This is a genomic window from Shewanella sp. 492, from assembly GCF_059338445.1.
Map to the genome: position 1 here is coordinate 2,680,914 of NZ_CM181702.1, position 19,823 is coordinate 2,700,736.

Genomic DNA, 19,823 nt, shown 5'->3' on the forward strand with positions numbered 1-19,823 from the left:
TAGACAATCGAATAAAGCATAAAAAATGATAAGGGTCTTATTTAAATGAATCCCACCACAACCAACGACAAATTATCGCCATGGCCTTGGCAAGTCAGTGATGCCGACATCAGTTTTGATACGACAACCATGGCCGCGCAGCTGAAAGATTTCAGCCGCGCCTGTTATGTCATCAATGACAGCGACAAAGGCGTTGGCATCGCGACACAAGCCAGCCTAATGACGACTAACAACACTCAAGGCCATCCAGTGAGCGCTTTCACCCCTGCACTGGGCACCGAAAGCCTTGGCGACAGTAATTTTCGCCGCGTTCACGGCGTAAAATATGCTTACTATGCTGGCGCCATGGCCAACGGCATCTCCTCTGAAGAGCTGGTTATCGCCTTAGGTAAAGCGGGCATTCTGTGCTCATTTGGCGCTGCGGGTCTGATCCCTAGCCGGGTAGAAGCCGCCATTAACCGCATTCAAGCCGCGCTGCCCAATGGCCCTTACATGTTTAACCTTATTCATAGCCCAAGCGAACCCGCCCTAGAGCGTGGCAGCGTCGAGCTGTTTCTTAAGCATAAGGTACGCACTGTTGAAGCATCGGCTTTCTTAGGCCTCACACCACAGATTGTTTACTACCGCGCAGCGGGTCTGAGTCGTGACGCCCATGGCAACATCGTTATCGGCAACAAGGTGATCGCTAAAGTGAGCCGCACCGAAGTGGCAGAAAAGTTCATGATGCCTGCGCCCGTGAAGATGCTACAAAAACTCGTGGATGAGGGTTTGATCAGTGTCGATCAGATGGAGATGGCCCAACAGATCCCCATGGCTGACGATATTACTGCCGAAGCCGATTCTGGCGGCCATACCGATAACCGTCCTTTGGTTACGCTGCTCCCCACCATTCTCGCGCTAAAAGAGGAGATCCAAGCCAAGTACCAATACCCAACACCACTTCGCGTGGGTTGTGGCGGTGGTGTGGGCACCCCAGATGCGGCATTGGCGACCTTTAACATGGGCGCCGCTTATATCGTTACCGGTTCAATCAACCAAGCCTGTGTCGAAGCCGGGGCCAGTGAGCATACCCGCAAGCTTCTGGCCACCACAGAGATGGCCGATGTCACCATGGCACCTGCCGCCGACATGTTTGAGATGGGCGTTAAGCTTCAGGTGGTTAAACGTGGCACGCTATTTCCGATGCGCGCTAATAAGCTGTATGAGATCTACAGCCGTTATGACGCCATTGAGTCCATCCCCGCCGATGAGCGTGAAAAACTTGAGAAGCAGGTGTTTCGCTCAAGTCTCGATGATATTTGGGCGGGCACCGTCGCCCACTTTAATGAGCGCGATCCTAAGCAGATAGAACGCGCAGAAGGTAACCCAAAACGTAAGATGGCACTGATTTTCCGCTGGTATTTAGGACTGTCGAGCCGCTGGTCAAACTCAGGTGAAGTGGGCCGTGAGATGGATTACCAAATTTGGGCTGGCCCTGCACTTGGCGCCTTTAACCAGTGGGCCAAAGGCAGTTATTTAGATGACTACCAAAATCGCAATGCGGTGGATTTGGCGAAACACTTGATGTACGGCGCGGCTTACCTCAATCGCATTAACAGCATCACCGCCCAAGGGGTAAAACTGCCTAGTGAGCTACTGCGCTGGAAACCCGTTGAGCGCATGGCCTAAGAGCTAAGTTCAAACTCTAGCTACTAGAGTTCAAGCCGCGAGTTCGATAGATAGTCAAAAACCAGCTTAGGCTGGTTTTTTATTATCTAACACTCTGTATCTTGGTTAGTTTGCGGGTTGCAGCACTAAACGCGCCTGAATCGCTCCAGGTAATAACGGCGTGACGGCCTGCTCTGCATATTCATCGAATCCAGCGCGGTAATAAGGCGATAGCGGATGCCCCGACTGCCCGCCGGGTATGGTTAAAATAGCTTGTGACTCAAGCCCAGGCTGCACAATAAAGCGCTGTGATGCACCAAAATTAGGACGCTGCACTGCAGGCATAAAGGTATCGCCAAAGCCTGCCACCTTAGGCATATCTAACCAACGGCTCAACAGCGGCATCTGCTTACTAAACGGGTGCTGAATATGCAAGGTGTTCACCTTACCCCATGCCAGGTCTTCATAACGATGACTCTCACTGTGCTGGGCCATCAGAGACTGAGTGGCCATCACATAGGTACCAATCACAAACTCCTGCCATGAAGCGTACTCACTGGGTAACCAGCTTGCTGGCTGCTCGCGTAACAGCTGCCACATGGCGGGTTCAAGATAGCGCTTTAACACTGACAGACTTAATTGATGCTGACTCAATGGTGTCTCTATCGCCGCAAAACTGCGATCGACAAGCTGGCTTCTAAACTGTTTCACTAAGGTAAAGCCTATCGACTCGCTGCAAGCACATTCGCCCCATTGTTGCAGATGATGAATATCTTCGGCAAAACGCTGCGGTTGAGACATCAACGTCTTAAGTAGGAGATCATGCCAAGGTCGATAAAAGCGCGCCTGATTATCCAGTTGAATACGGTAAAAATCGGCTTCGTTAAATTGCTCTTGCTCTTGCAACCTATCACGCACTTGTGCGCTGCGCGCGCCCAATGCATAGCCTCCATCGCCAAAACGCCTTGCATCGTTTGTGCTCATCACCCGCGCATTCGCACTCCATAATCTAGCACCGCTGGGATTGAATGCCTGCGGTAAATGGCTTTCACCTTGTTGCCACAATGACAGTTTTACCTGCTCAGGCTCTTGCGCCACATCACTTGGATTGGGTCTTGCCGGCACCGCTCCCGCTATTTGCCATGCCGCATTGCCTTTAGCATCGACAATCAACATATTTTGCACCGGCACGCCAAAACCATGGGCAATGGCTATCCCCTGCTCGGCATCGCTTACGGTCTCAAGTGCCATTAACTCCATATTGACGGCGTAATCTTGGTGCGCCACCCAAGAGAGCGCATAAGGTTGACCTGCATAGGTTTTAACCGGTCCAAAGCGAGAGGTTATCACCTGATGATCCACAACATCACCAGCCAAGGCAATGGGCTCTTGTTCTTGGGTTAACGGTTCATCGGCGGTAATGGCGACCCAATCGGCGGTATCGATGTAAGCATTAGTAAAGCCCCAAGCCACTTTACCATTAGAACCGACCACAATCGCGGGAGCCCCGGGTAGGGAAATCCCGGTCACTTGTACCGCTTGGCCGTTTGCATCAGTATAATTAAGCTGCGCCCGATACCAGATAATAGGCACGGCAAATGACAGGTGCATATCGTCAGAGAGCATGGCATGTCCTGACTCGGTTAAGGTGCCTGTGACCGCCCAGTTATTACTGCCAACTTCAGCCATCTCGCCAATAACGCTATCGCGGCGATTTGCCATTAGGCTGCTTTCGAGCATAGGAATAAGCGGCGGATCGGAGGGGAATAAACTGTGATCTAATGCCGCCTGATAGTTCGAGGTTTGGGTGATAAATGCCCGCATCGGTTTGCCAAACATCCGATCTATTAGGGTCAGCGTGATATCTCTTGCTATGGTATTACTCTGTAAATCCAGATACATACTGTAAATTACCAGCAAGCTATCACTTGGATGCCAAGGCTCAGGGCGACTGCGGGTCAGTAGGTATTCGAATGAGCGTAATCGCTGCTGAGCTAACGCTTGATTGACGCCATCGGTATAACGATCGAGCAACTGTTGCTGCGCCACGGGCAACTGAGTCAATGCCTTATTGGCACGCTTTCTCAGTTGATGGAAACGGCGCTGTTTGTCGAGGTTAACCGCTATGGGGCCAAAAATTTCACTCAGCTCACCCGCCGAATTACGCCGCAGCAGATCCATTTGAAAGAAGCGGTCTTGACCGTGGGCAAACCCCAATGCAAAAGCCACATCTTGGCGATTTTTGCCGTGAATCACCGCTGTGCCTAGTTTATCTCGCTCAATGGAGGTTACACTGCTGATCTTGGCTGTCTTCAATTCGCCAGTCAGTTTAGGTAGACTCAAGTGCAAACTAATATAGGCGCCAACGAGCAGCAAAAAGGCAACCGATAACAGCAAGATGACACTTTTTTTTATTATGTTAATCATGAAGTAACACCAACTTCGCTTGAATGGCCACCACTATAACCAAGTTGCGCATATGTTAACAGTATGGCCCCATTTTTTATGACGTAAGCATTAGGCTCTAAGCCGTTGAGAGCAAAATATTATTATGGCAAAACCCAATAAGAAAGGCCCTAGTCGGACTGTCGATATTGTCTGTGCTCAGTGCAAATGCAAACTGTATAAATACCGTAAGGGAGGCAAAGGCGCACTGGTTAAATGTTTTAAAGAGCGGATAAGCGAAGACTATACCTTCGCACCGGGTATCTGCCCTCAGTGTAAGCAAGCCTTTGCAAGGCCAACGTTGGTCAGAGGCGTTCCGGCATTTAAAATTATCGGCACTAAGGCTCTGATGAAATAATGGCCGTGATGAAGTAATCGCCGTGATCAATTGAGGCTAGTTGTGAGCTTAATCCCCCCTTTGTAAGGTATTAAGCTCAATGCAGTGGCCAAGCTGTTGGCACTACTAATGCTCTCTCACTGAGAGTGATAGCCAACCAAACAAGTCTCTCATGATGGGCTGCGACAATTTGTCGTATAATCAACGTAAGTTAGCGATCTCTACTGCAAGTCTTTCACCTAAACTCAACACCCTATTGCGAGCCGCTATCAACTCAGGCTTGATACCCTGAGCAACTATCGTTTACGTATAGGAATACAATAATGAAGCATCAATGGATATTAGGAACCTTACTGACTCTCGGATTAACCACCAGCGCCGTAGCACATGACAACCCACTGCAATTTCGCGCAGCCGGGAGTTTAAAAGCCGCCATGACAGATATCATCGGGGCATATCAACAAACAAGCGGTACTGTTAGTGATATTGATGCGCAATTTGCGCCCTCAGGACTGCTACGTCAACGTATTGAGCAGGGAGAAAAAGTCGACCTGTATGCATCTGCGAACATGAAACACCCCACCGCATTGCATAACGCGGGCCTGAGTGGTGAAGTGGTGATGTTTGCCCGTAATAAGCTGTGTGCCCTCGCCCAGCCAGAAGTCACCGTAACGCCTACCACCTTACTCCAGCAGATGTTAAATGACACGACTCGCTTAGGCACCTCGACTCCCAAAGCCGATCCCGCTGGGGATTATGCTTTTAAGGTATTCGAGCGAGCGGAAAAACTGTCACCAAATGCCCAAAAAATACTAAGCAGCAAAGCCTTGCAATTAACCGGCGGCCCAACCAGTGCTAAAGCACCTGATGGCCGCAATCCCTATGGCTGGGTGATGGAAAACCACCAAGCTGATATTTTTTTGACCTATTGCACCAACGCAGTATTGGCCAAAAAGCAGGTGAATACACTGCAGATAATCGCCCTACCCGACAATCTCAGCGTCGGCGCTAACTATGGCCTCACGGTGCTCAATGGTGCCCACCCTCACGCCAATGAATTAGCCAATTTTATAATCGCGCCACAAGGCCAAGCCATTCTGGCAGAATACGGCTTCGATGCACCGTAATTACTAAGTTAAAAACCAATAAACGAAATCCAATAAAAAGCCACCTTATAAAGGTGGCTTTAAGCTTATCATCTAGCTCAGAGATTTAATTCAAATAGGTTTTTAAGAAAGAAGCCATTTCCGTATAAAGCTCTTTGCGGTTATCCTCGTCATAGAAACCATGACCTTCTGTTTGTTTCCACAACCACTTAGGCTCTTTACCCGCCTTAGTCAAAGCATCGCGCATGACATAGGCATTCTCATAATGAGCTTGCTCATCTCGCCCGCCATGAACTAAAAATACACCGGCTTTGATTTTATCGGCATGGTATGCAGGAGAGTTTTTCTTCATTTCAGCTTCAGTACCGCCAAAAGCTTCTTCCATATATTGCTTACCCCAACCAAGTCTTTCAGCAACATTGCCTTTGCTGAACATCAAAGGTAAGTCATATACCCCAACATAGCCAATAGCACATTTATAAAGATCCGGTTCTTTAACTACCCCCATTAGTGCTGCATAACCACCATAACTCGCACCAGAAATACAAATCTTATCTTTATCTGCATACCCTTGTTTTATCGCCCATAGGGTACCATCGGTTAAGTCATCCTGCATCTCTCCGCCCCACTGACCGTAGCCACCATCTTCAAATTCACGACCATAGCCGCCAGAGCCACGAAAGTTGATCTGAAGAACGCCATAACCTTCACTGGCATATACTTGTACTTCATCTTCAAATCCCCAGTAATCCCTAGGCCCATGAGGACCACCGTGGGGGTGAACAATCAGTGGTAAATTTTTCCCTTCACTACCTTTGGGGATGGTTAAGTAGCCATGGATAGTCAATCCATCACGTGCAACAAAGCTGACAGGCGTTTTATGAGACATTTTAGTCTCATCAATCCATGGTCGAGAGGCTGCTAGAAACGATGCCTTTTTCGTCACTCTATCATAAATAAAAAACTTACCAGGATTAACATCCGAGTACGTCATCAATACCCATTTATTGTTATCAGCTGTTTTTGAAGTGATACTCAAGACGTTACCTTTAAACGCTTGTTGTAACCCCCTAAACTCTTTAGCAAATGCAGACTCTTCATCAAAAAAGACCAGGTCGGGTTTTCCATCATGGAAAACTGCGCCTACAACTTCTTTTATACGCTTACCTTCTTTTGATGTATAAACATCCATCAAGGGGCGTGAATCAACTATCTCATTGCGATACATGAGTTCACGCTTACCTGTCGCTAATTCTATTTTATAGATACCTTGTGTACTGGCTTCTGTATTATCTAATGTATACATGTAGTTATTATCAGCACTAAATCCAACTACATTTGCCGAACCTTGAGCACTGGTACGCACCAAATCAATTAAAGACAGTTTTTGCCAATTATCTTTACTATCGCGAAGATAAGTGATCATGTCTCCAGAGCCTTCAGCTTTTAAGATGCCCTTACGCTCCGTCACCATTGACTGACTTACTCGCCACTTATCGTCGTTGTCTAACACAATTGAAGCGTTTTCAAAATTCGCTTTCTCGACTAACTGACGTTTTCCATTATAAATATCTAATTTATATAAATTACTAAATTGCTTTTTTTCTAAATTTGATGAAATTAATATGTTTTCGGGATCATCCATCAACAGGCTTTCTATATTTGCCGCTGCAATATCGTTATTACGCACTCCGAATAATTGCTCTTTTTTAGAGCAATCATAATTACCCGCAAATAACTCACCGGTCAGAAAAGGGGCCGCGTATTGACCTGACTGTGTAGAAATTGTCATCAATACACGTTCGTCATTTGCCCACCAAAAACCCTGAACTGACTCATCATCCTTAAAGAAAAAATTACAAACTATCTTTTGATCAGCATTATTAATGATTGCCAGTCGCCTATGCTCCTTAAAGGGGTAAGTCGCAGCTAAATAACGACCATCTGGAGAAATTTTGACATTATTAAACATACTGTGTTTAGAAAATTGCTCAACATCAGTGGCTGCAGAAACTACCGCACTACTACTTAAAAATAACATTCCTGCCGTAAGCAAGACTTTAGACCCCTTCACCATATACAACCTTCCATTATCAAATATCACTCAATAAATCTCGCGTTGTCACTATGACACTCCATGCCATTAACAATAAATGTCGAGCTTTAGTGAAATATAAACCTACCTGAGCATTATTTATCAGAATAAATATCCTCAGAGACATATAAAGCAAAGCAATACTTACAACATTAACAACTATTACGCAACTTTTTAACCACCTTGTTTACATCCGATTCTCTTTGATATACCGTAGGTTATGTTGCAAAGAACCAACAAAATTAACATAAAAACAAACAACCAAACTCGCATATCCAAACGTAAAGCAACAGCAATACGGGGATCGCGAAGTGGTTCGGAGAAGTAGACATGCACAGTACAACAAAGTTATACCGGGCAATTCAATTAGGATTGCTGGCTACATCATTGACTGCTGGGACCAGTGTGTTCGCGGCAGAGGCTGATGAAGCTGTAGTTGAACAAAAAATAGAACGACTAGAAGTTACTGGTAGTCGTATTAATCGAACCGACTTAGAAACTGCGCAGCCTGTTGTAGTATTAACCGCTGAAGATATGAAAAACGAAGGTTTTACTACTGCCTTTGATGCGATTCAAAGTATCTCGCAAAATACAGGTACAGTACAAGGTAATGAATTTGGTGCTCAAGGCGGTTTCACACCAAACGCTGATGTCATTAACCTACGTGGTTTTGGACCCGGTTATACTCTTGTACTACTCAACGGCAGACGTATTGCCGAAAACCCAACACCTTATAACGGACAAAGTAACTTCGTTAACTTAAGCGGCGTGCCATTTTCAGCGGTTGACCGAATTGAAATTTTGACTCAAGGCGCTTCCGCTATTTACGGTTCAGATGCTGTTGCTGGTGTTGTTAACATCATTCTAAAGAAAGACATTGATTCCACAACTGTTAATGCCATGTATGGCTTAACCCAAGACGGTGGTGGTGATCAAAAGCGCTTAAGTATTACCTCAGGAACCACAGGCTCTAATTATTCAATAGGCGGAACATTAGAGTATTATGAGCAAGAGCCTATCTACTCTCGTGATAGAGACTTTATGGACTCTGTTGATGATAATCCAGCAGGCGCAGGCCCATTATCGCGTGGTATTTTATTTATGGATGCCTTTACGGCACAGTATAGAGATCCGGGTGCCCAAAAATGTGAAGACTCGGGCTCTGGATATACCTATGCTGAACGTGAAGGATTTGGTAATTACTGTGGTGTCGATACTACAGGTGATAATACCATCCGTAACGAGCGCGAAACTTTAACCGGTTACCTATTCGGTACTTACGATATCAATGACCACCTGCAATTATTTGCAGACACTATGTATTCAACAGTCGACTCAGCTGTTTATGGTTCACGCCATTTCTACAGCGAATACTTATTGATGGACACACCTGATGGCTCTGGTAACTTTGCCGGTGGTTCAAAAGACTATGTGCTTGCTCAACGTCTATTTAACTTTAACGAAATGGGCCAGCGCACCACTACATTCGATGAGCAAAGCTACAATGTCACCCTTGGTTTAAAAGGGGATATCGGCAATGAATATAACTGGCAAGTTTATTACTCTGAAAGTCGTTATGACTATGAAAGTAATAGAGATTGGATGAAAGAAGAGAAAGTTACTGAGCTCTTTTTAGGCCAAGTCGATAACCCGTATGGTCTTTATAATGGTCAAGGCTCTGTGGGATTATATGATGTCATTACTCCTGAGATTAGAGATCAAGTACTTGGCACCCAAGTGATTGTCGCCGATTCGTACTCTCGTACCATGTCAGCCGACATCAACGGTGATCTCTTTGAGCTACCTGCAGGTCCAGTTGGTTTTGCTGCGGTTATCGAGTACAACAAGCAAGGTTACGAGCTTAATCAAGATGAACGTACTCTGAATCAAGATGGTAATGGTTGGCAAGGTCTAACGGGCACTGAAGGCGGTGGCGATCGTAGTCGTTATGCAGCAGGTCTCGAACTTCTGATCCCAGTGATTGACAACCTAGATCTTGGTGTTGCAGCGCGTTACGATGAATATGATGACAGTACTACCGATGTTGGCGGACGAGTATCTCCAAGCGTTAACTTAACTTATCAAGTGATGGATGAGTTGAAGTTTAGGGCTAACTGGGGACAAAGCTTTAGAGCACCAGATATGCATTATGTATTTGCAGGCCCATCAGGCTTCTACTCTAGTGCATATGACTATGTTGATTGCCGCGTGAATGATTTTGGTGATGATCCAAACTTCATCCCAAATCCAAGCTCGTGTGAAGCCACTAACTACCAGGGAAGTCGTTCAGGTAGCCAGACTCTTGAAGAAGAGAAAGGTACTAACTGGGGTGTAGGAGTTATTGTTGAACCTTTTGATAACTTCAGCTTTACTCTTGATTACTATGATATCTCTTTAGAAGATATTATTGCCGATGAGAGTGCCCAAGATATTCTAAACCTAGAATATGACTGTCAATATGGCTTAAACGGTAAAGATCCAAGCAGCAGCGAATGTACAAGCAATAGCGCTAAAATTAATCGCGGCGCGGCAGGTACACCGGGTGAAGGTCAACTGGAATCAATCAGTGTAACGCCAGAAAATAAATCACTCTACGGTCAGAGCGGTTTAGATGCTAAAGTAAATTACACCATTGATACCTCATACGGTGATTTTGGCTTCCAATTTGGCTGGACTCATATTCTTAAAACAGAATATCAAGTCAACGATGATTCTCCAGTAGAAGATATTCGTGATGACAAAGATAATTCAGAGCCACGTTCTAAGACAAACGTAGTGGTTAGCTGGCAATATCAAGATTGGATTGTTGCTACTCGTGTTGACAGAATTGGTCAAATCCCTGTGTGGGAACAACCTGCTGAAAACTACGATCCTGACACTGGAGAAGTACTTAAAGTCGACCGTTTAGACCCTTACTTCACAGTGAACATGACTGTGGGTTACAACTTCACGGATGACTTAAGTGTGTTAGTTAGCGGTGAGAACATCTTTAATGAGCGCCCACAAACTGATACTTCTCATGATTCATGGCCGTATTACAATAGCTTTGCCTACCCAGGCGCAGCTATTGGTGCAACATATCGTGCGGAAGTTAGCTACCGTTTCTAATCAGCTAATATAAAGATAATTAGCCAACTAAGCGATAGTAGGGATGACCTACTATCGCTTTATTATTTAAATTTCCCACTATAAGCTCAGTGGCAGCAAAAGTAAGTCTTGCCTAAGTCGCTATCAATTGCCACCTCATAGATGGGTATAAATCATCTGATAAGTAAGACTAACATTGATATATTAGTGCCATTACACAGAAATAGACCCTTTAAGTCGGTGTCTACGCCTGATAACTGCCAACCCAACTAAGCCTAACAGCCCGAACACAGATATTGCGCCGCCTTCTATAATCACCTCTGACACTATGTATTCATCATTATCACGATCGGCACTTTCTAAGGGTAAAGCATAAAGTTCGTCGAGATCATCGCTGCTAATAGTGGCAACAATATCACTGAAACCAACCTCATAAAGATCGATCAACACATCGTAATGGTCGGTTGGATAACCTGCATGCAAGGTCGTTAATACCTCAAAATCGTCATCACTCACATCGTCAACAATAGTGAAAACATCAGTGGTATGATAAAGCTCCCAGGGGCCGCCGTTTCGACTTAAATAAAGATCAGCAAAAACATCGGCACGCTCGCCCATATAGAAACTATGAACATCGGCATCAAAGGTCACGCTAAAAGTGCGGAAAAATCCATCGTAGTCAATATCTTCAAACAAACGACTACTCGCCTCATAGATAGAGAACTCATGGTAAATGCCCGCATTCAAACGCTGAGATGCTGAGCGTAACTTCTCGGTTTTATTCCCGCTAGACTGACGCTCCGCGATCACTTGTTCACGAGTCTTGCGTTGCTTACTCGTGCTCTCAATTTGCTTAAGTTGCTCAGCGGCTAACAACTGAGCCGCGTTCATTGGCTGCAAAGCGCGGCTAAACGGCTGCGGTTCGCCACTGGAGCCTTGCGCAATACTTTTCGATACTGAGCTCAACGTATCTGTATTGTCAGCAGCGCTATTTTCACCAGCAGTATTGCCGGCCGCAACCGCTATGCTCGAACTCAAACCAAGCAGTAACACACTCGGTAAGACTCTTGAATTAAGCAGCGAGATTGTCGATGTTAACGCCGTTGCAACGTTTTGAGTAAGCTGAGTGATTGTTGGCATAATCAATCTCCATTTAGAACTGTTATCTTGTCGTTGCATCTATTAAAGCCCGCCCAAAATGAACATGAGCTGAACGATAAAATATCGTTAATTCAGTGTGATGATGTAAAAAAACCATTCAGCTAATATTCATTTTCACTTGGGGATAATAGGAGTTAGCCATCAGTTTATGAGTGCAACAAGGTGTGGCACAACAAGCGAAATAACAGGACTAAAATAGGGCCTAAGTAGGTTGATATGTTTCTTATTTTTATAGGATCTTTTACACTGAGCAGACAATAGGAATACAGGTACTTTTGATGAGAATTGCGCTGATATTGATAGCATCACTTTGCTTTTTACTTCCCTCTCATGGGAATGCAGCAAGCTATGGGTTATCGACGATGGCAAGTAGTAGCATGTTAATCGCTGCACAAAAAAACCAACCCAATCTCAGAGTCAAAAACCGCCAACAGGCCACCCAAATGGTTAAAAGCCAATACGGAGGTAAAGTGCTCAGTGTTCAATCAGCCAAGATCAATGGCAACCCAGGATATCGCGCTAAACTGCTCAGCGCCGATGGTGTCGTTTTTTATGTATCAATTGACGCCGTAAGCGGACAAATGAGTAGACGGTAACCTGATAGTTAAGGAAAAACAGATGCGATTATTACTGGTTGAAGATGATTTAGCGCTACAAGATAACTTAAAGCAGCATCTGCTTGATGCCAATTACACCTTAGATGTGGCCAGTGATGGTGAAGAGGGATTATTTCAAGGGGTAGAATATAGCTATGACGCAGCCATTATTGATGTGGGCCTGCCTAAGTTAGATGGTATCGCACTCATTAACCAGCTGCGTGCTCAAGCTATTGAGTTCCCCATTTTAATCCTCACCGCACGAGACAGTTGGCAAGATAAAGTCGAAGGGTTAGATGCTGGCGCCGATGACTATCTCACTAAACCTTTTCACCCTGAAGAGTTAATCGCCCGCCTCAAAGCACTTATTCGTCGCTCGGCGGGAAAATCGAGCCCACTCATTCAAAACGGCATATTTAGCCTCAATACCAGCAGCCATGAAATCAAAGTCGGTGAGCAGCAGATCAAGTTAAGCGGTTCAGAATACAAGCTATTTGAGTATTTCATGCTGCATATTGGTGAAGTGAAATCCAAAAGCGTACTTATCGAGCATATTTACGATCAAGATTTCGATTTAGATTCCAATGTCATCGAGGTGTTTATTCGCCGTTTACGTAAAAAACTCGATCCTGATAATGAACATGGCTTAATCGAAACCTTGAGAGGCCAAGGGTATCGTATGCGACAACTGGCTAACGACTAAAAACCATGAAGATAGTTAACCAACCTACTAAGCTATTCAACTCACTTAGCACCCGCTTAATGCTAAGTGCCCTGCTGCTTATCGTGGTGCTATTGCCCATCATAGGTCTTGCGCTTAACAATGCCTTTAAACAACAGGTAATGATTAATACTCAGGACCAACTCAGTGCCTATTTATATTCAGTGCTTGCGGTGACTGACATGGAAGATGGCGAACTGCTGATGCCTGAGCGCTTATTGGAAAATCAATTTAATGTCATCAACTCGGGACTATATGCATTAATTTCGGAGCAAGTAAATAAGCCCCCTAACAGCAAAGTTATATGGGCATCTAACTCGTTTTTAGGTCTCAGTGAGCCACAGCAGTTACCTAATCCAGACGTCGGCCGTGGTGACTTTAGTGACATCGACATCGATGGCAAAGCCCACCTTATCTACAGTTTCAGCGTACGTTTTGCTGCCACAGCTCACAATCCATCCGATGCGCCAATTACCGTGCATATCATTAAAGATTTCGCCACCGTTTCGGAGCAACAACAGGCGTTCAGCCAGCACCTTTGGAGTTGGTTACTGCTACTGATGTTAGTGCTGCTCACCATTCAAATCGCCTGGTTACGTTGGACATTAAAACCCCTTGCCCGCTTTAAATTAGAGTTAAAATCGGTGCAGCGAGGAGAGTCACACCAATTAACTGGGCAATATCCAACAGAGTTACAAGCCGTAGCCAAACAACTCAATACGCTGCTGAGTACCGAACAACGTCAGCGCAGTCGCTATCGTAATGCGCTATCGGATTTAGCCCACAGCCTCAAAACGCCCTTGGCAGTCATCCAGAGCCAAAAAGATCTCAGCCCAACCTCTATCGAGCAAGTGGATCAGATCAACCGCACCATAGGCCACCAGCTAAAACGTGCTCAAAGTGCTGCAGGCACCGCGTGGCACTTGGGCATCAAGGTCAGCCTAGTATCAGATAAACTGATGCGCACCTTAACCAAAATCCACCCTGGCATTGAGCTCGATTATGCTCAGCCCCCCACTGAACAATGCGTCTTTTATGGCGATCAGAGTGACTTAACTGAGTTACTGGGGAATTTGCTCGATAACGCCTGCAAAGCTGCCGCCTCGCGGGTGAGGCTATCGGTTGTACAACAAGAGGCGACACTGCGCTTTATTATTGAAGATGACGGCAAGGGGATTAGTGAGCAGCAACATCATGCCATATTTGAGCGAGGCAAGCGGGTCGATACCTACGAGCAAGGCCATGGCATTGGCCTAGCGATTGTGCGCGACTTAATCGATAGCTATCAGGGACATTTAACCATTACCACCTCATCACACCTTGGTGGCGCCTGCTTCGAGGTGAGTTTCAATCAACCTGGATAATATGGATAGCATCACCACGCCGCTATGACTCAACTCCAGTCATAGCGGCGTGGAGCTCGACTTCACTTCAGCTTTAACAGGGCCATTAATGAGGCTTAAACCGCACCACTAATTCATGTAATTCATCAGATATCGATTTAACCAAAGTCATCGATTCAGTGGTTTCACTAGAACTATCCGCACATGCCGAAGCTAATTCTGAGATGCTCACCACTTGACGATTAATATCTTCAGCAACATGGGCCTGCTCTTCTACCGCTGCCGCCATTTGCGTCGACATATTGGTTATCTCACCCACGGCATCGAAAATACCGTTAAGCATGCTAGTGCTTTCTTGTACTCGCTCTAACCCTTCTTCTGCCGCATCAGTACCAAGCTTAGCGGTATTCACTGCGACTTCTGCGCTGGCCGTTAACTCATACACAATACCGTAAATATCACGCGTCGACTCTTGCGTGCGCTTGGCTAAGTTTCTAACTTCATCAGCCACAACCGCAAAGCCTCGCCCTTGCTCGCCGGCCCGCGCCGCCTCAATAGCGGCATTAAGGGCCAACAAATTGGTCTGATCGGCTATCTGTTCGATATGTTGTGCCGCTTTGGCAATTAACGCGGTTTGATCGGACAACTGACTCACAGAGATGCTGATATCTGATACCGTTTCATTAAGCTTTTGAATAGATTGATGGGTTATTTCAGCAACCTTATTCCCATTCACGGCCAAGTCATTGGCGATCCCTGCATGGCTTGCCGTATCGGAAACGTGGCGAGAGACCTCGGTGATGGTGGTGGCCATTTGATTCATCGCGGTAGCCACTTGGAACGTTTCAGCCTGTTGTTTCTCTATCTCTTGCGCGGTTTTAACCGTTTGTTGATATCCCCTGTCGGATTCTCTAGCCACTCTTAAGGCTGCCGTTTCAATGCGAGCAATGACAGTGCCTAAATGAGCAATTTGGCTCAAAATAGCAACCTGCAATAATCCCACATCACCACTTGAATCTGAGTAGGTTTGTGCTGCTAACGGATGCGAAAAACTATTTTTTAGCATAGCGTTCAAGTGATTAATCGTGGCATTTTTGCTGTATGTTACCCAAGCGGCATAAATAAATGCGATAGCCAGTAAAGGGATTTGAATGGATGACCAACCAGCAGATAAAAATAGAATAAAAGTAGCAATAACAGTGAGGATTAAGAAGATATTTTCTGGCGAGAGAGAGGTGAGTTTCGACGGGGTTTTACCTTGATTAACTTGAGCATATAACTTTTCGGCTCTGGTAATATCGTCTCTTTTGGGACAAGACCTTACCGATTCATACCCTACCACCTGGCCTTTATCGGTTATTGGCGTCACATAAGCATCTACCCAATAAAAATCGCCGTTTTTACAGCGATTTTTCACTAAGCCCATCCAAGGCTTACCTTGCTTTAAATGCGCCCACATCACCCTAAATGCCTCTGCGGGCATGTCTGGATGACGCACTATACTGTGTGGCTGCCCAATGAGCTCGTCCCTAGCATAACCACTAATTTCAACAAAATCGTCATTGCAATCCTGAATATTTCCTTGTAAATCAGTAACGCTGATTAATTTATTATTAGCGCTAAATTTACGTTCATTATTGGTGGTGCATCGATTATTTTTCATTGGCTAGCTCAACTATTCCATTTATTTGAGAATGTATATAACGCAATAAGATATATTAGACCTGATTGTTATAGCGCGGCATGATATATGATAACAACCAGCTTCACTATATAACCAAAAGCAATAAAAGATGATAGCTAAGCACAACAAAGAATAAAAACAAACGAACTGCTCAATTTAAGAGCAGGCAGTGCTTTTAACAACCAGGGCGAGCTCAATAAGCCATCAAAAAAACACTTTTTAGCAACAAACAAATCCATCTGTAACGTCAGCTAACGGATAAATAAATTAATTAATTTTGCCATGACATTCAGATCACACTGTTCGTGCGAGTTGTTATCTATATCGCAATAACATCACACTCTACTTTTCAAGCAACAGCACCACTCAAGTAACAACTAAACAACAGGTGATACGCAAGATGTACAGAGCATTTTTCATGGATACAGCAATAAAACGACACAAAACCTGCATAAATGAAGTGATAACCTTTAATAGGCCAATAATTGGCGTATGTGGACTTAAATACTGCTGTCAGTAGCAATGGCTTTATTAAAGATAAAAAATGCCCATAAGCAAATTATTGGCTATTAATACGGCTAACATGATGACTTAAAAAAACGTATCCCCTTTACTACTCATCACTACACTGTCATATCCACCGCAAAAGACTTTCAGCTTATGTTCATCTTCACTCGTCTACTATCGAAGTCAATCAAAAGACAGTGAAGAGTTGGAGACGATATGAACAGCATAAAACATGGCGCTTTAGTCTTGCTTATCGCCCTATCACAACTACTACTGGCACCTAGCGTATTAGCACTAGATGAACCAGCAGAACGTATCGAAGAGATACAATTTAGTGAGGCCCAGCTAGCGCAAATATTAGCCCCAATCGCGCTCTACCCCGATAGTTTACTAACGCACATATTAATCGCCTCGACCTACCCTTTAGAGGTGGTACAAGCCAACCGATGGCGCAATAAACATCAAGCACTCGACGCTAAAGCAGCGGTCAAACGCGCCGAAGATAAGGGTTGGGATCCTAGCATCTTAGCGCTACTCGCCTTCCCTAGCGTACTTGAAAAGCTCAGTGACGACTTAGATTGGACACAAACACTGGGCGATGCCTTCTTGCAAGATGAAGCGCGCGTACTCGCCAGTATTCAAACGTTGCGTCAGCAAGCCGATAACGCCAACACCTTCGATGATATGGACAATATGAAGGTGACTAAAATTAATCAGCAGATCATCATTGAGCCTGTGCAGCAAGAGATTGTTTACGTGCCAGTGTATGACACTCGCGTGGTGTACGGCCATTGGCGCTGGTATAACTACCCGCCAGTGTATTGGGTCTACCCATCACGATACCCAGTGCACTATCCTAGCCACTACTCGAGCCGCTTTTATTGGCATAGTGGTATTCACATTAGCTTTAATTATTACTTTAGCGCGTTCCACTGGCATAAGCGCCATATTGTGGTTACTCACCATCATCACGCTAATCGTTATCGCTCACACAGTCGCATTGTGACCAGCAGTGGCGCGCAGCGCTGGAACCATAAACCTGCCCATCGCCGAGGTGTAGCTTATCGTTCGACCAGTGTGAAACAGCGCTATAACAGCCATAGACCCAGCACACTGCACACAAAGCAACGAAGAAGTGTCGAGCGCCATGGTAACAGTGCAAAACCAAAACACTACAGCACAGCTCAAGTAAAGCAGCGCCGTGAACAGGATTTTGGTCATAAACTGGCAATCAGTAATACGAGAGCAGATCGGAATATTAAAGCAAGCCAAAAATCTGAGTTTAATAGTAGCTATAAACGGGATAATCGTGGCCAACGAAAGATAAACGACACAGCAATCCATCAAGAGAAACGCATTAAGCAGACGACAAACTCGGCCCATAAAGTCGAGTCATCAAAAACTCAGCCCGCTTTAGGCAAAGATAGGACACATCAAAGAGAGAAGAGCCTGCAACGGAATAGAAGTCCTCAACGAGATTACAGTACTCAACGTGAGAGAAGCGTTCAACCAAACACTCAGCATCGCGCTCAAGTCAATCATCGAGCTAGTCGCGAACGCTCGCAGCACAGTTCCCAAGACAGAACTAAGCAGCGAGAGCATTAGCCAATGAACAAGCCGTGATTTTATGAGGCTAGATAGGCTCAAGTCAGCCACTTGAGCCTACTGTTTATCTAACTCGCTTAATGGCGAAAAACCAAATCCCTCAACCTCGGTATCACTTAAATATCGCCACTCACCGCAAGCAACATCACATTGGATCTCACCCACACGCTCTCGGTGAAGGCCGTTGACGCGATTGCCCACAGCGGCAAACATACGTTTGACCTGATGATAACGCCCTTCGCTAATCGTCAGCAGCACCTCACGCGCACTGACATACTGGAGTTTGGCGGGCAAGGTGGGCTTAGTCTCACCGGGTAACGCTAACCCCTGCTTAAACCGAATCATTAACTGTCTATCAAGTTCGCCACTACGTTCACCTTCAATACTATCCCTTAAGGTGACCCGATACACTTTTTGGCACTGATACTTAGGATTAAAAACATTAAACGACCAGCGGCCATCATCGGTGATCAGCACCAATCCTGTGGTGTCGGCATCGAGCCTGCCAGCAATATGCAGCTCATGAGGATTGGGGACATCGATTAAATTAAAAATGGAGGGATAATCGCCATCAACATTAGAACAAAGTGTGTCCATCGGCTTATTGAGCAGCAGATAGCGAAAAGGTCTCAATACGAGTCGCATGCCCTCCAGCTCAATACAATTACTCTCATGCACCTGTATGTTGGCATCAACAATCGTATTGCCATTGACCGTGACATCACCTGCAACGATAGCCAATACTGCTTGTTGGCGATCAAGCCTTGTACTCTTGCACACAAATTTGTCTAATCGCATTAATCCTGCCACTCTGCCTTGGGTCATTAAGCTTTGCATTATGAGTATTGTTGATCAGATATCCAAGCATTAATCTAGTGCTATCCGCGTGCCATAAAAGCGATAATAGCCAACCAAGTTGCTACCAATAAACAGTACCTCCATCAATACTGCCGTGGGTGAACCGACTAGAATATTGTTAAGCAACCAGAGGCTAGTACCGATTATCATTAGTTGCCGTAAACGTTGATCGCTTTGGCTAAATGCCGCGACAGTTTGCGTGGCACTGCCAGCAAAACTAATCAGGCTAAGTGGGCCAGCAAAGGTGACTAAGGTAATAAGGCTGCTAATGGCCAAAAATAGCGACATCAATAACTTTGAGTGGCTAAAGATAGTGACAACATAGCGTATCGCTGCCACTAGCATTAAGCCTGCTGCAGTCCACTGTTGCAGTAGAGCAAAGTGGCTGCTAATGAGTACACCCGACACCGCTAGACACGCAACAATATGGTGCTTTGGTTTAAATTGAAATGAGGCAAGATCAAAGATAATTGCAATACCAATAAGCCATTGCGACACCATAAATACTGACATAAACCACCTGTTGAAAACATTGTTCTGATTTCAGTTGAGACAATGATAAGAGAAGTGGCAACAGTATGATGCTCACACCCATCCTCAGCATTAACTTAAGTTAATTGCGCTAGGTTAT

Annotated in this window: 14 protein-coding genes; 8 read left to right on the forward strand and 6 right to left on the reverse strand. The window is 45.3% G+C overall.

Annotated features, from left to right (window positions below):
• Nucleotides 1–45: 45 nt before the first annotated feature.
• A complete protein-coding gene (gene pfaD, locus AC5YBX_RS11825) occupies nucleotides 46–1,668 on the forward strand; it encodes an eicosapentaenoate synthase subunit PfaD (protein WP_494521324.1) in 1,623 nt (540 codons plus the stop codon).
• 105 nt (nucleotides 1,669–1,773) lie between these two features.
• Here the strand turns inward: pfaD and AC5YBX_RS11830 are convergent, their stop codons facing one another.
• The gene (locus AC5YBX_RS11830) at nucleotides 1,774–4,074 is read right to left on the reverse strand and encodes a penicillin acylase family protein (RefSeq protein WP_494523731.1); all 2,301 of its coding nucleotides are present in this window, start codon (nucleotides 4,072–4,074) and stop codon (nucleotides 1,774–1,776) included.
• 124 nt (nucleotides 4,075–4,198) lie between these two features.
• Between AC5YBX_RS11830 and AC5YBX_RS11835 the strand changes: the two genes are divergently transcribed.
• The gene (locus AC5YBX_RS11835; protein WP_494523732.1) at nucleotides 4,199–4,450 is read left to right on the forward strand and encodes a hypothetical protein; all 252 of its coding nucleotides are present in this window, start codon (nucleotides 4,199–4,201) and stop codon (nucleotides 4,448–4,450) included.
• 302 nt (nucleotides 4,451–4,752) lie between these two features.
• The gene (locus AC5YBX_RS11840; RefSeq protein ID WP_494521322.1) at nucleotides 4,753–5,556 is read left to right on the forward strand and encodes a molybdate ABC transporter substrate-binding protein; all 804 of its coding nucleotides are present in this window, start codon (nucleotides 4,753–4,755) and stop codon (nucleotides 5,554–5,556) included.
• 85 nt (nucleotides 5,557–5,641) lie between these two features.
• Here AC5YBX_RS11840 and AC5YBX_RS11845 read toward each other — a convergent pair whose 3' ends face one another.
• Nucleotides 5,642–7,612, reverse strand: coding sequence for an alpha/beta hydrolase family protein (locus AC5YBX_RS11845; protein WP_494521321.1), 1,971 nt, complete (start codon nucleotides 7,610–7,612; stop codon nucleotides 5,642–5,644).
• 348 nt (nucleotides 7,613–7,960) lie between these two features.
• Between AC5YBX_RS11845 and AC5YBX_RS11850 the strand changes: the two genes are divergently transcribed.
• The gene (locus tag AC5YBX_RS11850; RefSeq protein WP_494523733.1) at nucleotides 7,961–10,738 is read left to right on the forward strand and encodes a TonB-dependent receptor domain-containing protein; all 2,778 of its coding nucleotides are present in this window, start codon (nucleotides 7,961–7,963) and stop codon (nucleotides 10,736–10,738) included.
• Nucleotides 10,739–10,930: 192 nt separating this feature from the next.
• On the opposite strand, the gene AC5YBX_RS11855 is transcribed toward AC5YBX_RS11850, so the two are convergent.
• Complete coding sequence (locus AC5YBX_RS11855) at nucleotides 10,931–11,857, reverse strand: choice-of-anchor H family protein (RefSeq protein ID WP_494523734.1); 927 nt, start codon at nucleotides 11,855–11,857, stop codon at nucleotides 10,931–10,933.
• Nucleotides 11,858–12,240: 383 nt separating this feature from the next.
• Here AC5YBX_RS11855 and AC5YBX_RS11860 point away from each other — a divergent pair, with 383 nt between their 5' ends.
• Genes AC5YBX_RS11860 through AC5YBX_RS11870 form a run of 3 tightly spaced genes read left to right on the forward strand, consistent with a single transcriptional unit; the run spans nucleotide 12,241 to nucleotide 14,559 of the window.
• On the forward strand, nucleotides 12,241–12,474 hold the full coding sequence (locus tag AC5YBX_RS11860; protein ID WP_494521318.1) for a PepSY domain-containing protein: 234 nt from the start codon (nucleotides 12,241–12,243) through the stop codon (nucleotides 12,472–12,474).
• Nucleotides 12,475–12,496: 22 nt separating this feature from the next.
• Nucleotides 12,497–13,177: a response regulator transcription factor gene (locus tag AC5YBX_RS11865; RefSeq protein WP_494523735.1), complete on the forward strand. Its 681-nt coding sequence runs from the start codon at nucleotides 12,497–12,499 to the stop codon at nucleotides 13,175–13,177.
• A gap of 5 nt (nucleotides 13,178–13,182) precedes the next feature.
• Nucleotides 13,183–14,559: an ATP-binding protein gene (locus AC5YBX_RS11870; protein WP_494521316.1), complete on the forward strand. Its 1,377-nt coding sequence runs from the start codon at nucleotides 13,183–13,185 to the stop codon at nucleotides 14,557–14,559.
• 85 nt (nucleotides 14,560–14,644) lie between these two features.
• Here the strand turns inward: AC5YBX_RS11870 and AC5YBX_RS11875 are convergent, their stop codons facing one another.
• Entirely contained in the window at nucleotides 14,645–16,201 is a 1,557-nt protein-coding gene (locus AC5YBX_RS11875) for a methyl-accepting chemotaxis protein (protein ID WP_494523736.1), read from the reverse strand.
• 744 nt (nucleotides 16,202–16,945) lie between these two features.
• On the opposite strand from AC5YBX_RS11875, the gene AC5YBX_RS11880 reads away from it, so the two are divergent.
• Nucleotides 16,946–18,334, forward strand: coding sequence for a DUF3300 domain-containing protein (locus AC5YBX_RS11880; protein WP_494523737.1), 1,389 nt, complete (start codon nucleotides 16,946–16,948; stop codon nucleotides 18,332–18,334).
• Nucleotides 18,335–18,391: 57 nt separating this feature from the next.
• Here AC5YBX_RS11880 and AC5YBX_RS11885 read toward each other — a convergent pair whose 3' ends face one another.
• Together AC5YBX_RS11885 and AC5YBX_RS11890 are read right to left on the reverse strand one after the other, a co-directional pair.
• A complete protein-coding gene (locus tag AC5YBX_RS11885; protein ID WP_494521604.1) occupies nucleotides 18,392–19,132 on the reverse strand; it encodes a pseudouridine synthase in 741 nt (246 codons plus the stop codon).
• A gap of 69 nt (nucleotides 19,133–19,201) precedes the next feature.
• Complete coding sequence (locus tag AC5YBX_RS11890; protein WP_494521313.1) at nucleotides 19,202–19,705, reverse strand: YgjV family protein; 504 nt, start codon at nucleotides 19,703–19,705, stop codon at nucleotides 19,202–19,204.
• Nucleotides 19,706–19,823: the final 118 nt, after the last annotated feature.